Origin of the sequence: Mesorhizobium sp. M0816 (genome assembly GCF_040320005.1) — a bacterium.
Lineage (GTDB): Bacteria > Pseudomonadota > Alphaproteobacteria > Rhizobiales > Rhizobiaceae > Mesorhizobium.
On sequence record NZ_JAMYOT010000002.1, the window covers coordinates 191,383 to 208,038 of the forward strand.

At 62.4% G+C, this 16,656-nt stretch carries 16 protein-coding genes and 1 other RNA gene; 5 read left to right on the top strand and 12 right to left on the bottom strand.

All coding sequences use genetic code 11. The features are described 5' to 3' along the window. Window positions 1-3: 3 nt before the first annotated feature. Entirely contained in the window at window positions 4-1,824 is a 1,821-nt protein-coding gene (locus NKI17_RS03110; protein WP_352570308.1) for a DNA polymerase III subunit gamma/tau, read from the bottom strand. A gap of 104 nt (window positions 1,825-1,928) precedes the next feature. Further along, window positions 1,929-2,025: signal recognition particle sRNA small type (gene ffs / locus NKI17_RS03115), an RNA gene on the bottom strand. A gap of 359 nt (window positions 2,026-2,384) precedes the next feature. On the opposite strand from ffs, the gene NKI17_RS03120 reads away from it, so the two are divergent. The 3 genes from NKI17_RS03120 to NKI17_RS03130 are packed head-to-tail and all read left to right on the top strand — an operon-like array spanning window position 2,385 to window position 4,112. After that, window positions 2,385-2,804, top strand: coding sequence for an HIT family protein (locus tag NKI17_RS03120; RefSeq protein ID WP_023676868.1), 420 nt, complete (start codon window positions 2,385-2,387; stop codon window positions 2,802-2,804). Window positions 2,805-2,842: 38 nt separating this feature from the next. Then, the gene (gene nudC, locus NKI17_RS03125; RefSeq protein ID WP_352570306.1) at window positions 2,843-3,784 is read left to right on the top strand and encodes an NAD(+) diphosphatase; all 942 of its coding nucleotides are present in this window, start codon (window positions 2,843-2,845) and stop codon (window positions 3,782-3,784) included. A 25-nt stretch (window positions 3,785-3,809) separates the two neighbouring features. After that, entirely contained in the window at window positions 3,810-4,112 is a 303-nt protein-coding gene (locus tag NKI17_RS03130; RefSeq protein ID WP_023676866.1) for a Dabb family protein, read from the top strand. A gap of 24 nt (window positions 4,113-4,136) precedes the next feature. On the opposite strand, the gene NKI17_RS03135 is transcribed toward NKI17_RS03130, so the two are convergent. From NKI17_RS03135 to NKI17_RS03175, 9 genes are all read right to left on the bottom strand, one after another. Further along, complete coding sequence (locus NKI17_RS03135) at window positions 4,137-5,078, bottom strand: 2-hydroxyacid dehydrogenase (RefSeq protein WP_023676865.1); 942 nt, start codon at window positions 5,076-5,078, stop codon at window positions 4,137-4,139. A gap of 95 nt (window positions 5,079-5,173) precedes the next feature. Further along, the gene (locus NKI17_RS03140) at window positions 5,174-6,802 is read right to left on the bottom strand and encodes an ABC transporter ATP-binding protein (RefSeq protein ID WP_023676864.1); all 1,629 of its coding nucleotides are present in this window, start codon (window positions 6,800-6,802) and stop codon (window positions 5,174-5,176) included. Further along, complete coding sequence (locus NKI17_RS03145; RefSeq protein WP_023676863.1) at window positions 6,799-7,299, bottom strand: type II toxin-antitoxin system VapC family toxin; 501 nt, start codon at window positions 7,297-7,299, stop codon at window positions 6,799-6,801. The genes NKI17_RS03140 and NKI17_RS03145 overlap by 4 nt, the downstream gene beginning before the upstream one ends. Then, entirely contained in the window at window positions 7,299-7,532 is a 234-nt protein-coding gene (locus NKI17_RS03150) for a hypothetical protein (RefSeq protein WP_031211801.1), read from the bottom strand. The genes NKI17_RS03145 and NKI17_RS03150 overlap by 1 nt, the downstream gene beginning before the upstream one ends. A gap of 46 nt (window positions 7,533-7,578) precedes the next feature. Then, the gene (locus tag NKI17_RS03155) at window positions 7,579-8,718 is read right to left on the bottom strand and encodes an ABC transporter permease (protein ID WP_352905385.1); all 1,140 of its coding nucleotides are present in this window, start codon (window positions 8,716-8,718) and stop codon (window positions 7,579-7,581) included. Next, entirely contained in the window at window positions 8,718-9,812 is a 1,095-nt protein-coding gene (locus NKI17_RS03160; RefSeq protein WP_352570300.1) for a microcin C ABC transporter permease YejB, read from the bottom strand. Before NKI17_RS03160 ends, NKI17_RS03155 begins: the two co-directional genes overlap by 1 nt. A 30-nt stretch (window positions 9,813-9,842) precedes the next feature. Then, a complete protein-coding gene (locus NKI17_RS03165) occupies window positions 9,843-11,711 on the bottom strand; it encodes an extracellular solute-binding protein (protein WP_352905386.1) in 1,869 nt (622 codons plus the stop codon). Beyond that, a complete protein-coding gene (locus NKI17_RS03170; RefSeq protein WP_352570296.1) occupies window positions 11,711-13,594 on the bottom strand; it encodes an extracellular solute-binding protein in 1,884 nt (627 codons plus the stop codon). Before NKI17_RS03170 ends, NKI17_RS03165 begins: the two co-directional genes overlap by 1 nt. A gap of 173 nt (window positions 13,595-13,767) precedes the next feature. After that, window positions 13,768-14,427 (bottom strand): c-type cytochrome, encoded by a 660-nt coding sequence (locus NKI17_RS03175; RefSeq protein ID WP_352698171.1) that lies wholly within the window; start codon window positions 14,425-14,427, stop codon window positions 13,768-13,770. A gap of 192 nt (window positions 14,428-14,619) precedes the next feature. Here NKI17_RS03175 and NKI17_RS03180 point away from each other — a divergent pair, with 192 nt between their 5' ends. After that, window positions 14,620-15,348: a 3-deoxy-manno-octulosonate cytidylyltransferase gene (locus NKI17_RS03180; RefSeq protein WP_023676856.1), complete on the top strand. Its 729-nt coding sequence runs from the start codon at window positions 14,620-14,622 to the stop codon at window positions 15,346-15,348. A gap of 32 nt (window positions 15,349-15,380) precedes the next feature. After that, entirely contained in the window at window positions 15,381-16,244 is an 864-nt protein-coding gene (locus tag NKI17_RS03185; protein ID WP_352905387.1) for a prephenate dehydratase, read from the top strand. 7 nt (window positions 16,245-16,251) lie between these two features. Here the strand turns inward: NKI17_RS03185 and NKI17_RS03190 are convergent, their stop codons facing one another. Continuing rightward, the gene (locus tag NKI17_RS03190; protein ID WP_352588981.1) at window positions 16,252-16,608 is read right to left on the bottom strand and encodes a hypothetical protein; all 357 of its coding nucleotides are present in this window, start codon (window positions 16,606-16,608) and stop codon (window positions 16,252-16,254) included. Between the last annotated feature and the right edge of the window lie 48 nt (window positions 16,609-16,656).

Sequence of the window (16,656 nt, forward strand, 5' to 3'; positions counted from 1 at the left end):
GTTTCAGGTTTCGTCGTCGTCGGCCGGCGGCTCGACCGGCACGTCGGCCTCGTCGGCTTCCGGCGCGTCGGGAATGCGCACGTCGATGATCTTGGCGCCGGGAAAGCGCGCCAGGATGGCGGCGACCGTCGGGTCGCTCTTGGCATCGAGGAAGGCGTTTTCGCGCTTTGTCGATTCCAGCTCGGCCAAGGTCTGGCCGCCCTCTTCCTTCGACAGCGACACCAGCCAGTTGCGGCCGGTCCAGGCGCGCAGCTTGGCGGTCAAATCGTTGAGCAACATCTTCGGCGCATCGTCGGTCAGGCTGACGTCGATACGACCGGGCTCGACGCGCACCAGGCGCACGCAACGCTTCACCAACACCTTGAAGGCCATGTCGCGCTGGGCGTCGGCAAGGGCGACAATGTCGGCCAGCGATTTCACCGGCACCGGCGGCGCCTCGACCGCCGGCTCCGGCGGAGTAACGAAGTTGGTCGGCACCGGCTCGGCCTCGACCAGACGCATTGTCTGGGCGCCGCCATTGGCCATCGGCATCCGCGCCTGCGCCACGGCGCCGGCACCACCGCTTGCAGGCGCATGGTTTGCGGGGCCGGGGCTTGCCGGCGTGCCATTCACGCGCGGCGCAGTGCCCGGCAGGGTACCGCCGTTCTCCAGCGATTTCAGCGCCTCGTCCAGCGTCGGCAGGTCGGCGGCATGGGCCAGCCGGATCAGCACCATCTCGGCGGCGCTGACCGGGCGGTTGGAGGTCTGCACCTCGGGAATACCTTTCAAGAGCATCTGCCACGTCCGCGACAGCACCTTGACCGACAGCATGCTGGCGAAATCGGCGCCGCGCCGGCGCTCGTCCTCGGACAGCGAGGCGTCGTCGATGGCAGCCGGCACGAAACGCAGACGGGTGACCAGATGGTTGAACTCGGCAAGGTCGGTCAGCACCGCGGCAGGATCGGCGCCGGTATCGTACTGGGCACGGAATTCGGCAAGTGCGGCGGCGACGTCGCCCTTCATGACATGTTCGAACAGGTCGACGATGCGGGCACGGTCGGCAAGGCCGAGCATAGCACGCACCGCTTCGGCGCTGACCGCGCCGCCGCCATGGGCGATCGCCTGGTCGAGGATCGACTGCGCATCGCGCATCGAGCCTTCGGCCGCGCGCGCGATCATCGCCAGCGCATCGTCTTCGACTTCGATGCCCTCCAGACCGGCTATCCTGGCAAGGTCGGCCTTGATCATTGCCGCATCGATGCGCCTGAGGTCGAAACGCTGGCAGCGCGACAGGACGGTGATCGGCACCTTGCGGATTTCGGTGGTGGCGAAGATGAACTTGACGTGCGGCGGCGGCTCTTCCAGCGTCTTCAGCAGGCCGTTGAAGGCCTGGTTGGAAAGCATGTGCACTTCGTCGATGATGTAGACCTTGTAGCGCGCCGACACCGGGGCGTAGCGCACACGCTCGATGATGTCCCTGATGTCGTCGATGCCGGTATGCGAGGCGGCGTCCATCTCGATGACGTCGACATGCCGGCCTTCCATGATCGCCTGGCAATGCTCGCCGAGCACGGCAAGGTCGACGGACGGCTGGTCGACGGTCGATGTTTTGTAGTTCAGGGCCCGCGCGAGTATGCGCGCGGTCGTCGTCTTGCCGACGCCACGCACGCCGGTCAGCATCCAGGCCTGGGCGATGCGGCCGGTGGCAAAGGCATTGGTCAACGTGCGGACCATCGGCTCCTGGCCGATCAGTTCGGAGAAATTCGACGGTCGGTATTTGCGCGCCAGCACGCGGTAGGCGGCAGGCTTGTCCAATTTCCCGGCCTCGTTTCCGGCTTCGCTCATTCGCCCGTTAAGCTCCAAGGGCTGCCACTGGAGGCGGCCGATTCCTGCGCATAGTTTCGCCCGCTCGGCTTGGCGCCGTCAATGTCAGGGCAAAAGGCGAAGAGGCGGGAGGCTGGAACAATGACCCGTTCCGGGCTCGTTAGGGCTGCTTCCTTCCGGACCTGACCCGGTTGGCGAGTGGACCGTCCACCACCAACCTCCCAGCCTCCATATCGGCAATCCGGCGATGAAATGCAAGTGCGGATGATAGGGGCCTTGAGCGACGGCGAAAGCTGAAACCAAAAACCCGCCTCGGCGGGCGGGTCGTTGGTGCGAATAATCACCATAGCGAAATTAGTAGCATAGCTGCCGGCACAAAGCAAGAACAAAATGTGGCCGCGATCAAAATCGTCGACCTCGGCGGGGCAGCGCCAACCTGATGCAATTTGCCCGGGCCCTCACTTCTTCGCGCACAATCAGCGCCGCGACGGCCAATGTTGGTTGCTGCCCCTTGCGGCCCTTCGGAAGCCGCTCTAGCGTCGATGGAGTTCAAAAAACGTCAAAAAGTGAGGGAAACGCCGATGCTGCCGGGCCTCAAGGCCGGATTCACGCTTGACGCCCAGCTGGAAGCCGACAGCGAACAGTTGATGTGGCTCGGCCTGTGCGAATTGCGCGTCATGAACGACCGCCGCTGGCCATGGCTGCTGCTGGTGCCGCAGCGGCCGGGCATCGAGGAAATCCACGACATGACGCCGCTGGACCAGGCGATGCTGACCTTCGAGACCAACATGGTGGCGCTGGCGCTGAAGCGGGTGACCGGCTGCACCAAGATCAACACCGGCGCACTCGGCAACATCGTGCGCCAGTTGCATGTACACGTCATTGCGCGCTCGGAAGGCGATCCCGGCTGGCCCGGCCCGGTGTGGGGGCACGGCCTGCGCGAGCCCTATCAGCGCTCCGACCTTCGCAAGTTTGCGGAAAAGATCAAGGCAGCGCTATAAGCCTCTCCCGTGTCCACCTTGAACCTTCCCGAGTCTGCATGAGCTTTCGCCTGTTTGACGCGCCCTTGCGCGAGCCGAGCCAGTTCGTCGGCTTCGCCGGCAACATTATCGACCGGCAGTCCGAAAACCGCGCCGACGATTCCGTCGAAAAGGCACTCGCCGATCCCTCGGCGCGGCTTTTGCTGATGCGTGGCGGCCGGCTCTATTTGAAGCTTGCGCAAGGCGCATTCGACCCCTGGTTCGGCGTGGCCGAATGCCGACCGCTCGAAGCGTCGCTCGAAAACGGCGTCCTGCTCGGTTTTTCCGAAAGCGGCCCGGTGCTGGCGGTGCCGGCCGGGGTCGAGCCCGAGCAGCTTCCCGAGACGATCAAGGCGATCGACTATCGCTCGGTCTATATGCAGGGGCTGATCGACGAAGCGGCGGCCGGCGCGCTGGCGCAAGGGGCGGCGCTGCTCGCCTGGCATGCCAGCCATCGCTTCTGCAGCAAATGCGGCACCGAAGCCGAGATGCGGGCGGGCGGTTACAAGCGGCATTGCCCGGCCTGCGGTACGGAGCACTTTCCGCGCACCGACCCGGTGGCGATCATGCTGACGGCAACACGCGAAAAATGCCTGCTCGGCCGCGGCCGGCATTTCGGGCCCGGCATGTATTCGGCGCTCGCCGGTTTCATCGAGCCGGGCGAGACGATCGAGGCGGCGGTGCGCCGCGAAACGCTGGAGGAAGCCGGCATCCGGCTAGGCCGTGTCGTCTACCACGCCAGCCAGCCCTGGCCGTTTCCCTATTCGCTGATGATCGGCTGCTTCGGCGAACCGCTCAACGACGATATCCAGCCCGACCTCAACGAGCTGGAAGATTGCCGCTGGTTCTTTCGCGACGAGGTGCTCTTGATGCTGGCCCGCGAGCATCCGGGCGGCCTGATGACACCGCCGAAGGGGGCGATCGCCTATAACCTCATCCGCGCCTGGGCTGACAGCGCGTGACACGAAGATATCGCAGGAGCAAAAAATGATCCGTCACACCGTCGTGTTCACGCTGAAACACCCGCCGCATTCGCTCGAGGAAAAACGGTTCCTCGCCGACGCCAAGAGGATTCTCACGGCGATAAAGGGCGTCACGCATTTCGAGCAGTTGCGGCAGGTCAGTCCCAAGAACGACTACCGCTTCGGCTTCTCGATGGAGTTCGCCGATCAGCGGGCCTATTCCGGCTACAACGACCATCCCGACCACGTCGCCTTCGTCCGCGACCGCTGGATCCCGGAAGTCGAGGCGTTTATGGAGATCGACTACGTGCCGCTCGGCTGGGGCTGAGACTGGAAAGCGGCGCTCTAAAAATTAATACCCGGCGTCGCGATCCACCACATTTTCCAGCGGTTCGCCGCTCTCGAAAGCATCCATCTGGCGCAGCATGATCGGCGCCAGGTGGACCGGATCGGAAGTTGCCGCCGCATGCGGCGTCACGAACACTTTGGGGTGGCTCCATAGCGGGCTGGTCTTCGGCAGCGGCTCGACCTCGAAAACGTCGAGGCTGGCTTCCTTCAGCGTGCCGTCGTCCAGCGCGCGCAAAATGTCGGCGTCCTTCTGCAGCCTGCCGCGCCCGGCATTGATCAGCACTGAGCCGCCGAGGCCGTTGCGCTTCCGCAGCTCCTTCAGCACGCCGTGGTTGATGATACCGTGCGTCTGCGGCGTCAGCGGCAGCAGCACCACCAGGATGTCGGTGGCGTTTAGGAACGGGATCAGGCCGGCCTCGCCCGCGTAAGTCGAGACACCTTGCATCGGCCGATCGCTGCGCGACCAGCCATTGACGGGAAAGCCGAGCGACAACAGCACCGATGCCGCCGCGCGGCCAAGCGTGCCGAGCCCCATAATGCCGACCGAGATGTCGCTGGCCGGCCGCTGCTGCGGTTCATGCCAGATCTTCTTCTGCTGCTGGGCGCGGTAGAGCATGCCTTGGCGATGGTGGTCGAGCACCCGCCAGACGACGTATTCGGTCATGTACTGGGTCAGGTTGTCGGCCACCACCTTGACGACCGGTACGTCGGGCAAGGTGGGATCGGCGAAGATGTGGTCGACGCCGGCGCCGATCGAGAAGATGGCGCGCAGATTGGGCAGCGACGACAACAGGTTCGGCCGCTGTTTCCACACCACAGCATAGGTAATCGAGGGATCGCCGGCGCCATTCGGCTCGAGCACCACCTCGCGCTCCGCCGACAGCAGTTCGCGCCAGCGCAGCGGATGAATACCGGTGAGGGCAAGCAGGATGCGGCCTTTTTCCATTGTGGATTGTTTTTCCCTTTTTACCAACAGCGTTCGCGTTCCGACGCGCAAGGCGCGGCAGTGTTTTGATTTTGTGCATGATCTCTGGCGAAAATCTACTCGCTGACGATGCCGACCGGCGCCGTTTCGATCTTGAAGGCGGCCGAGATCAACGCCTTTGTGTAGTCGGTCCGCGGGTTGCCGAAAATCTGTTCGGAAGGACCGGCCTCGACGATCCTGCCGTTACGCATGACGATGACTTCGTTGGCGAGCGCGCGGATGACCCTCAGATCGTGGCTGATGAAGAGGTAGGCGAGGTCGTGCTTGGCTTGCAGGCTGCGTAAGAGGTCGACGACCTGCGCCTGCACGCTCATGTCGAGCGCCGAGGTCGGCTCGTCCAGCATGACGAAACGCGGGTTGAGCACCATGGCGCGCGCGATGGCGACGCGCTGGCGCTGGCCGCCGGAGAATTCGTGCGGATAGCGGTTGCGCGTCGCCGGATCGAGGCCGACTTCCTTCAGCACGTCGACGACACGCTCGTCGCGCCCATCAGGAGACAGCTTCGGCTCGTGGATCTTCAACCCTTCCTCGATGATCTCGGCGACCGACATGCGCGGACTGAGCGAACCGAACGGATCCTGGAAGACGATCTGCAACTCGCGCCGCAGCGGCCGCATTTCGTTGAAGGACAGCTGATTGATGCCGCGTCCGTTGAACTGGATGGTCCCGGTCGACGAGATCATCCTGGCCAGCGCCAGGCCGAGCGTCGTCTTGCCTGAGCCGGATTCGCCGACGACGCCAAGCGTCTGGCCGGCCCGCACGGTGACGTCGATGCCGTCGACCGCCTTCACATTGTCGACGGTGCGCCGGAAGAAGCCCTTCTTGATCGGAAACCAGACCTTGACGTCCTTGCCGACCATCACCGGCTTGGCGGCCTGGTTGGCCGCCGGCGGCTTGCCTTTCGGCTCGGCGGCAAGCAGATGCCGCGTGTAGGCGTGCTGCGGATTGGCGAATATCTCCTTGGTCGGGCCGGTCTCGACGATCTTGCCCTTGGTCATCACGCAGACCCGGTCGGCGATCTTCCTGACGATGCCGAGATCGTGGGTGATGAACAGCATCGACATGTTCTTGCGGCTTTTCAGGCCGGCGAGCAGCTCGAGGATCTGCGCCTGGACGGTGACGTCGAGCGCCGTCGTCGGCTCGTCGGCGATCAAAAGTTCAGGCTCGTTGGCCAGCGACATGGCGATCATGACGCGCTGGCGCTGGCCGCCGGAAAGCTGGTGCGGATAGGCGTCGAGCCGCTTCTCCGGCTCGCGGATGCCGACCTCGTGCAGAAGTTCCAGCGTGCGCGCCTTGGCTTTGCGATCCCCCAGGCCCTGATGCAGCTTCAATACCTCGACGATCTGCTGCTCGATCGTATGCAGCGGGTTGAGCGAGGTCATCGGCTCCTGGAAGATCATGGTGATCTTGTTGCCGCGCACGCGGCGCAGGTCTCTCTCGTCGGCGGCAAGCAGGTCGGCGCCGAGGAACAGGATCTTTCCCGACGGGTGGCTGGCGGTCGGATAGGGCAGCAGCTTCAGAACCGACAGCGCGGTGACCGACTTGCCGGAGCCGGATTCGCCGACCAGCGCCACCGTCTCGCCCCTGGCGAGGTCGAAGGAAATATGGTCGACGGCGATCGACTGGTCGCCGCCTTGCGTGAAGGCGACGCTGAGGTCCTGGACCGAAAGGAGAGGGGCGGTCATAGCTCAACTTCCGCGACAACCCTGTCCAAGGCGGAAATTTCCGGTCGTATGATCGATATTTTGGCTGCCATTTGACGTGGGACGAGACGAGTTGGTGCGATGGAATAGGTCTCTTTCAATCTCGTATCCGCGGTCGGAAATTGTGTGCAGCCGAAGTGCATCGCTGTGGAAAGATGGATCGCGTCTGGTAATCTCAAGGAAAGGAATTCCGAACGTAACTGTGCTGCGTGCCAGAGAACGTCGCGAGTTATCGTCCCAATTGAGATGAAGGCATTGCCGATTGAAATATTGTCGTAGAGCTCGATCAGTCGCTCATTGTTCTTTCTCAAGGGATCGACCATCAACTCCGCGAGCACGATCTCACTCGTCGCCAGGAAAGGCTGCTTTCTGCCCTCGTTCAGTGAAATGAGCTGAAGCAGTTTTTTTGCAAGCGCATCATTGTTTTCAAAGGCATAGATGAAAATGTTGGTGTCGACGTAAAGCCGGACTGCAGCCATCAATCCTCCCACTCATCGCGGAGGGCACGAACACGCGCGACAGCCTCGTCGAGGCTTGTTCCCGGCGCGTTGGCCTGAGCATCCCGCATGAGTTCAAGCAATTGTTCGCGGCCAAGGGGCCTGTTGGCCTCCTCCTCCACTGTCACTTTGACCGAGGCGCTCGGAGCTATGCCTTTTCGCAGTTCATCCGGGAGCTTCGATGCCGGGTAGTGTTCAAGGATGATCCTATTCATTGCCATTTCCGGAATATAACATGCCGAATGCCAGCCTGCATCGCCCTCATCTGAACGTCTTGCGCGGATCGAAGGCGTCGCGGGTGGCCTCGCCGACGAAGACAAGCAGCGACAGCATCAGCGAGATGACGACGAAGCCGGAAATGCCGAGCCAGGGCGCGTTGAGGTTGCGCTGCGCCTGCTTCAACAGCTCACCCAGCGACGCGGCGCCGGGCGGCAGGCCGAAGCCGAGATAGTCGAGCGAGGTCAGCGTCGAGATCGAGCCGCTGAGCAGGAAGGGCAGGAAGGTCAGCGTCGCCACCATGGCGTTGGGCAGCAGATGCCGGAACATGATGGTGACATTGGATACGCCGAGCGCGCGCGCCGCATTGACATATTCGAAGTTACGGGCGCGCAGGAACTCGGCCCGCACCACGCCGACCAGTGCCACCCAGGAGAACAGCAGCATCAATCCGAGCAGGATGAAGAAGCCAGGCGGCAGGATGGCGGCGACGATCAAGAGCAGGTACAGCACCGGGATCGCCGACCAGATCTCGATGAAACGCTGGAACAGAAGGTCGGTCCAGCCGCCGAAATAGCCCTGCAGAGCGCCGGCCGCCACGCCGATCAGCGCTGAGCCGGCAGTCAGGATCAGGCCAAACAGCACCGAGACCCTGAAGCCGTAGATAACGCGCGCCAGCACGTCGCGGGCCTGGTCATCGGTGCCCAGCCAGTTCCAGTTGCCGACGTTGCAATTGGGGTCTGCCTCGCCTTTCGGATACTGGTTGCAGCGCGTCTTCTTGTCGTAGAGCCAGGACGGCTTGGTCGGTGCTGCTTCGGGAATAGCGTTGTTGACGGTCTGGTAGGAGTAGCGCACCGGCGGCCAGACCATCCAGCCATTGGCGTTGATCTCGTCCTGGATCACCGGATCGCGGTAGTCGGTGACGGCATAGAAGCCGCCGAACTTCTCCTCGGGATAGGCGACCAGGACCGGAAACAGGATCTCGCCCTTGTAGGAGGCGATGATCGGCTTGTCGTTGGCGACCAATTCCGAAACCAGCGACAGCACGAACAGGAACAGGAATATCCACAACGACCAGTAGCCGCGCCGGTTGGACTTGAAGTTCTGCAGGCGCCGCTGGTTGAGCGGCGACAGAAAGGGCCGCGCGATCCGAGCCGGCGCCGTTTCGGCTGAGGCCTGCGCCATCAGACGTCTCTCCGCTCGAAATCGATGCGCGGGTCGACCCAGGTATAGATCAGGTCGGACAAAAGCCCGACGAACAGGCCAAGCAGCGAGAAGATGAAGAGATTGGCGAACACCACCGGATAGTCGCGCTGCACCACCGAGTTGAAGCCGAGCAGGCCGAGGCCGTCGAGCGAAAATATGTTCTCGATCAGCAGCGAGCCGGTGAAAAAGGCCGAGATGAAAGCACCGGGAAAACCGGCGATGACGATCAGCATGGCGTTGCGGAAGACGTGGCCATAAAGCACCTGCCGCTCCGACAGGCCCTTGGCGCGGGCGGTGACGACATATTGCTTGCGGATTTCCTCGAGGAAGGAATTCTTGGTCAAAAGCGTCGTCGTGGCGAAGGCCGACAATACCAGCGCGGTCAGCGGCAAGGTCATATGCCAGAAATAGTCGACGATCCGCGCCGGCCACGACAGCTGGTCCCAATTGTCGGAGGTGATGCCGCGCAGCGGAAACCAGTCCCAGAACGAGCCGCCGGCAAACAGCACCATCAGCAAGATGCCGAACAGGAAGCCCGGAATGGCGTAGCCGACGATGACGACGCCGCTGGTCCAGACGTCGAAAGTGGAGCCGTCCTTGACCGCCTTGCGGATGCCGAGCGGGATCGAGATCAGATAGGACAAAAGCGTGATCCACAGCCCGATCGAGATCGACACCGGCATCTTTTCCAGGATCAGGTCGAGCACCGAGATGTCGCGGAAATAGCTGTCGCCGAAATCGAAGCGGAGATAGTTCCACAGCATCATGCCGAAGCGCTCGAGCGGCGGCTTGTCGAAGCCGAACTGCTTCTCCAGCTTCTTGATGAATTCCGGATCGAGCCCTTGCGCGCCGCGGTATTTCGAGCCGACGTCGCCGGCGACGTCGAAATTGGCGCCGCCGGCATCACCGCCGCCGCCGCCGAGGCGATCGCTGCCGCCCTGGTTGGTCAGCCTGGCGATGACCTGCTCGACCGGCCCGCCCGGCGCGAACTGGATGACGGCAAATGACACCGCCATGATGCCGAATAGGGTCGGGATCATCAAAAGGATGCGGCGCAGTATATAGGCGCCCATCAGGTTCCCTGCCTCGCTTGTGCAAAAATCTCAGGCTTTGCCAATCTTTGCCGCCTTGTCTTTGTCGAACCACCACAGCGCCTCGACCGGAAAGTCGTAATCCGGCTTTTGAGCGGGAAAGCCGAACATGTCCCAGAAGGCTGCCCGGTGATTCGCCAGATGATACGTTGGAATCCAGTCTAGCCGCGCGCGCAAGACCCGATCGAGCGCGTTGAGCGCTGTGACGAGTTCGATCCGGCTCTGCGCCTTGCCGGCTGCCTCGATCAGCGCGTCGATGGCTTTGCTTTCCGTGCCCGGATAGTTGCGCATCCCCGGCGTTTTCGCCATCCGGGAATTGTAGAGGATTTCCAGGCCGTCGGCAGTAGGCGTCGCCCCGATCAACCAATGTAGCATGTTGAAATCGAAATCGTAGTTGCTTTGCCGCGCTTCAAATTGCGTCGAATCGACCTGCCGGATCGAAGCGTCGATGCCAATCGCCTTCATATTCTCGGACCACGGCGCGAAAATGCGAACGAGACCCTCGTCCTCGGCCAGCATTTCCACCCGCAGTCGCTCGCCCTTCTCATTGACGACGAAATTGCCCGCTCGCTTCCAGCCGGCTTCGGCAAGCAGCCTCGAAGCTTCGCGCAGCAGCTTACGGTCGTGACCGGAACGGTCCGAGACGGGTTGCACCACCGGTTCGCCGAAGGTTTCCGGCGGCAACTCGGCTCTAAACGGCTCAAGCAGTTTCAATTCCTGAGGCGAGGGCAGGCCCTCGGCCTTGTAATCCGATCGTTCGAAGTTCGATTGCGAGCGCTCGTAGGAGCCGAAAAACAGTACCCGCTTGGTCCATTCGAAATCGAAGCAATAGGCGATCGCCTGTCTCACGCGCACATCGCGGAATTGCGGCCGGCGCTGGTTCAGCGCGACAGCCTGCATGTCGGGCGATTTCTCGCCGGGAAATTCGCGTTTGACGACCCTGCCATCCTTCAGCGCTGGAAAGTCGTAGCCGGTCGCCCATACGCGCGCGGTGAACTCCTCGCGAAAATGCGTATCGCCTTTCTTGAACGCTTCAAACGCTGCCTGGCGATCAAGGTAGAAATCGATACGGATACGGTCGAAATTATTAAGCCCGCGGTTCACGGCGAGATCGCGCCCCCAATAATCGGCGACGCGTTCATATTCGATAGTCTGCCCGGCCACGACCCGTCCCATCTTGTACGGCCCGGAGCTGAGCGGCGGGGTCATCGTCGAGGCGTCGAAATCATTGGCCGTATAGAAGGCTTTGGACACGATCGGCATTACGGCGATCGCGAGGATATTCTGCGCCGACTGTTTGCCGTTGAAGGTAAGGCTGACAGTAAGCGGATCGATTGCGACCGCATCCGTCATATGCCGCAGCGCTTGGGAAAGGTTCGGGTGTCCCCGGTCTTTGTAGAGGTTCAAGGCGAAGGCAACGTCCTCAGCCGTCAGCGGCGAGCCGTCATGGAAGCGCGCTTGTGGCCGCAGGCTGAAGCGGAAGCCGTTGCGGTCCTGCGACAAGGTAACGAATTCGGCAAGCACGCCGTAGACCGCATCCGGCTCATCGAGCGCCCTTGCCATCAGCGAATCGAAACAGAGCTCGGTGCGCGGCGGCGAATCCCCCTTCAACACCAGCGAGTTCAACGTGTTGAAAGTCAGAAAGCTCTGATTGAGGGTGGAGTTCGGCGGGCCGAAATTCATCCGGCCGCCCTTGGGAGCGTCTGGATTGACATAGTCGAAATGCGTGAAATCCGGAGGATATTTGAGATCGCCGAAGGCAGACAGCCCGTGCAGTTTCACGCCGGTCGGGATGGCGGCGAAAGCCCGGCCGGGCAGCAGCGCTGCAGCGGCGGCCGCACCGCCAAGGGCGAGGAAATCGCGACGGGGCAGCGCAGCCATCAATTGCCACTCTTATATTTGGCGGCCAGCGCTTTTTCCTTGTCCGGGTCGATCCACCAGGAATTCTGGTCGACGCCGCTATAGGCGGGCTGTTTCTCCGGCATACCGAACTTGTTCCAGTAGGCCAGCCAAACCACGGCGCGGTAATATTGCGGCACGACATAGTAGTTCCACAGCAGCACCCGGTCGAGCGCATGGGTGGCGGCAACCAGATCGTCGCGGTCGGTGGCAAAGATGATGCGGTCGACCAGCGCATCGACGACCGGATTCTTGATGCCGGCGTAATTGCGCGATCCCGGCGAATCGGCGGCCTTGGAACTCCAGAAATCGCGCTGTTCATTGCCGGGAGAGTCCGACTGCCCGAGTATCGAAGTGACCACGTCAAAGTCGAAGTGGGTGACTCGGTTGATATACTGGGTTTGGTCGATCAGGCGCAGCGTTGCGTCGACGCCGATTTTGCGCAGATTGGCGATATACGGGCTGGCGATGACCTGGTCGGTGTCGTTCCAACCGAGGATCTCGAATTTGAACGGTTCGCCGGTCTTGGCGTTGACCATCTTGCCGCCCTTGATGATCCAGCCTGCCTTGGCGAACAGATCGACCGCGGTCTTCAGGTATTTGCGCTCAGCCTGCGGGTTGTCGTAGACCGGCAGCTTGAATTCCTGGGTAAAGACTTCAGGCGGCAGCTTGTCACGGTACTGCTCGAGGATTTCGAGTTCCTTGCCCTGCGGCAGGCCACTCGACGCCAGTTCGGTGCCCTGGAAATAGCTGCTGGTGCGGGTGTTGGAACCGAAGAACAGGGTCCGGTTCATCGTCTCGAAATCGAACGGATACATCAACGCGGCGCGCACCAGGCGATCCTGGAACAGCGGGCGCCTGGTGTTGAGCATGAAGGCCTGCATCGGTTCGGGCGACGCGGTCTTGAATTCCTTCTTGATGACGTCGCCGGCCTGAACTGCCGGGAAATTATAGGCCGTGTTCCAGCGCCTCGAACTGTTCTCCGGCTTGATGTCGTCCAGCCCGCCCTTGGTAAAGGCCTGCCAGGCGGCATTGTCGTCGAGAAAATAGGTGAAACGCTGCCTGTCGAAATTCTCGCGGCCGATTTTTACGGGCAGCTTGGCCGCCCAGTAATCGGGCACGCGCTGCCAGATGATTTCGGAGCCAGGCTTGAAGCTGGCGATCTTGTAGGCGGCGGAGCCGAGCGGCGGCTCCTGCGTCGGCTTTGTGACGTCGCGCTTCTTGCCGTTGGCGTCGGTGCCTTCCCACCAGTGCTTGGGCAGCACAACGAGATCGCCGATGATCTTCGGTAGCTCCCGGTTGCCCTTCTGGCTGAAGTGGAATTCGACCTCGCGGTCGGACACCGCGACGGAGTCGGTGACGTTTTCGAAATAGCGGCTGTACATCGGGCTGTTGGCCTTCAGCACCTGGAACGACCAGATCACGTCCTCGGTGGTGATCGGCTGGCCGTCATGCCATTTCGCCCGCGGATCGAGCCGGTAGGTCGCCGAGGAATAGTCGGCCGGATATTTGTAGGCGTCGGCGATCAGCGGATGGCTGGTGCTGCCCTCGTCGGTCGCCTGCTCCATCAACGTGTCGTAGAGCAGGCCGCCGCCGAACTGCGCGAAGCCGGCGGCCGGCGAACCCTGCACGATATAGGGGTTGAAGCTGTCGAACGTGCCGAGCACCACTGAGTTCACTGTGCCGCCCTTCGGCGCATCCGGATTGACGTAGTCGTAGTGCTGGAAGTTGTCGCCGTATTTGGATTCGCCGATCAGCGAGGAGGTCGTACGCCATTCGTCCGCGAAGGCCGCCTGCAATCCGCCGGCAAAAGCGGCCAGCATCAGCACTGATTTCAGAAGCGTCCGCGCTCGGCCAACCGTCATGCGTTCTCCTCTTCGCGATATAGCGCCGTCACCATAGCGTCTGGGCCCAATCTAGATCATTTGGCGGCGCTGAAAACCGCAACCGAGCGGCTTTGTCGTTGCATATGCATTTTTCCTAACGAAAAAGCCGGGCTGAACCCGGCTTTTTCAAGGATTATGCCATTACAGTTTTGTTATTTTGCGGGCGCAGCCGGCGCCGGAGCGGCTGGCGCCGCGCCTTCTGCCGGCTTGGCAGGGGCCGCACCTTCGGGCGGCTTGGCGGCCTCATTTTCGGCCGAGGCGCCGGGCGCCGGCAGCGGCTTCGGATTGTCCGACAGCGTGCGCAGATAGGCGATGACGTTGGCGCGGTCCTCATCCTTCGGCAGACCGGCGAAGCCCATCGCGGTGCCCTTTACGAACTTCTTCGGCGAGGTGATGAAGTGGTTTAGATTGTCGTAGGTCCACTTCTCGCTGCCGCCCTTGGAGAACTCCTTCATGCCGGCCGAATAGGCAAAGCCCTCATGCTCGGCGACCGGACGGTCGATGATGTCCCAGAGATCGGGGCCGACCTTGTTGGGGCCACCCTTTTCGCCGGAGTGGCAAGCCTGGCATTTCTTGAAGATGGCGGCGCCCGCTTCGGCGTTGGCAGTGGTCAGCAGCTCGGCAATCGGCTTCACGGCCGCGGCGGGAGCGGCCGGGCCGCCTTCGGCGGGCTCGGTCGCCTCGATGGCGAAGCCCGGCTTTTCCGGCGCCGGCGAGGCAAACAGCGCGTCGGACACGATGCCAATGGAAAAGACGATGAACACGGTTCCGAGGAGACCGGCGAGCAGCTTGTTGACTTCGTTGGAATCCATACGCCCCAGGCTCCCTTTTCCGGCGGACCGATCCGTCCACTCCGTCCGTCGGTATCGTGAACCACCCTGCGAGGCGGTCAAATCGCGCGGAAACTAGGTCTTTTGCTCCGGCGTTGCAACACCTATAAGGGCGCTGCCAGTGAGACCTTTTGCCACTTTTGTCCTCCTCTTTTTCGAGCCCCTGCCCGCCTCATGTCCACCCTCATCCTGATCCCGGCCCGCATGGCCTCGACGCGCCTGCCGGGCAAGCCGCTGGCCGACATTGCCGGCACTCCGATGATCGTCCACGTCGCCCGCCGTGCTGCCGAGGCGGGGCTCGGCCGGGTCGTCGTCGCCACCGATACGCAAGGCGTTGCGGAGGCGGTGCGCGCGCATGGTTTCGAGGCGGTGATGACGCGGGCGGACCACGAAACCGGTTCCGACCGCATCTTCGAAGCGCTGACCATTCTCGATCCCGGCAACAGCGTCGAGACCATCGTCAATGTGCAGGGCGATCTGCCGACCATCGACCCCCTTGTTATCGGCGCCGCGCTGAAGCCTTTCGAGAACGCAGCGGTGGATATCGCCACGCTCTGCGTCGAGATCGTACGCGACGAGGAAAAGACCAATCCGAACGTCGTCAAGCTGGTCGGCTCGCCACTCTCGACGACGCGGCTCAGGGCGCTCTATTTCACCCGCGCCACCGCCCCTTGGGGCGAAGGCCCGCTCTACCATCATATCGGCCTCTATGCCTATCGCCGCGCCGCGCTCGAACGCTTCGTTGCGCTGAGGCCGTCGCCGCTGGAGCGCCGCGAGCGGCTGGAGCAGTTGCGGGCGCTGGAGGCCGGCATGCGCATCGATGCGGAGATCGTGCAGTCGGTGCCGCTTGGCGTCGACACGCCGGACGATCTAGAACGCGCCAGGGCGCTCCTTTCCAACTAAGAAATTCCTCCCCCAATCCCGAGACACTGCGCATGCCTGAAAAGACCAACAAAATATCCTTCCAGGGCGAGCCGGGTGCCAATTCCGACACCGCCTGCCGCAACATGTTCCCGTCGATGGAGCCGTTGCCGTGCCCGACCTTCGAGGACGTCTTCAACGCGGTCGAGACCGGCAAGGCCGATCTGGCGATGATCCCGATCGAGAACACCATTGCCGGCCGCGTCGCCGACATCCATCACCTCTTGCCGGAATCGAAGCTGCACATCATCGGCGAATACTTTCTGCCGATCCATTTCCAGCTGATGGTGCTGCCCGGCGTCAGGCGCGACGAGATCAGGACCGTGCACAGCCACATCCACGCGCTCGGCCAATGCCGCAAATACATCCGCAAGAACGGCTGGAAGGCGACGGTTGCCGGCGACACCGCGGGCGCCGCCAAGATGGTCGCCGCGATGAAGGACCGCACCATGGCCGCGCTGGCGCCGGCGCTGGCCTCGACCCTCTACGGGCTCGACATCATTGAGGAGAATGTCGAGGACACCGACAGCAACGTCACCCGCTTCGTCGTGCTGACCAAGAACAAGCAATGGGCCGAACGTCCCTCGGCCGACGCCAGGATGATGACGACCTTCATCTTCCGCGTCCGCAACGTGCCGGCAGCGCTCTACAAGGCGATGGGCGGGTTTGCCACCAACGGCATCAACATGACCAAGCTGGAAAGCTACCAGCTCGGCGCGTTTACAGCGACGCTGTTCTACGCCGACATAGAGGGCCATCCCGACGATCCGCTGGTGAAGCTGGCACTCGACGAGCTCGCCTTCTTCTCGCGCGAAATGCGCATTCTCGGCGTCTATCCCGCCAGCGCCTCGCGCGAGCAATGGAAGGTAGCGGATTAGGATCCGGTCAGGTCAGGCCGAGCTTGTTCTGCTTGGCCGGCTTGCCGCATTCGCGCCGGCTGATCGACCGGTTCATGGCGTCGATCTTGCCGCTTGCCTGGTCGGCGTCGCGTTTGGCTTTCGAGCGCATGTCCGGCGTGAACGGGCCAAAGCCCGTCGCCGGGTTGGAGAAGGACGGCTTGGCGTCCACCGGCAAATGATATTGCTGCGCCAGGCCGTTTCGTTGCGCCAGCAATTGATCGCAAGGCACATTGTCATATAGCAGCGAGGACTGGACGTTTTCGTCCTGCCGTTCGGACATCGAATTGCCGACGCAGCCGGCCATCGCCAGGCAAGACGCCAAGACCATCATGTTCCAGCGCATGAACGTGCTCCTTGTCGTTCGCAGCTGCGGCTTCTCATGCGCAGCGGC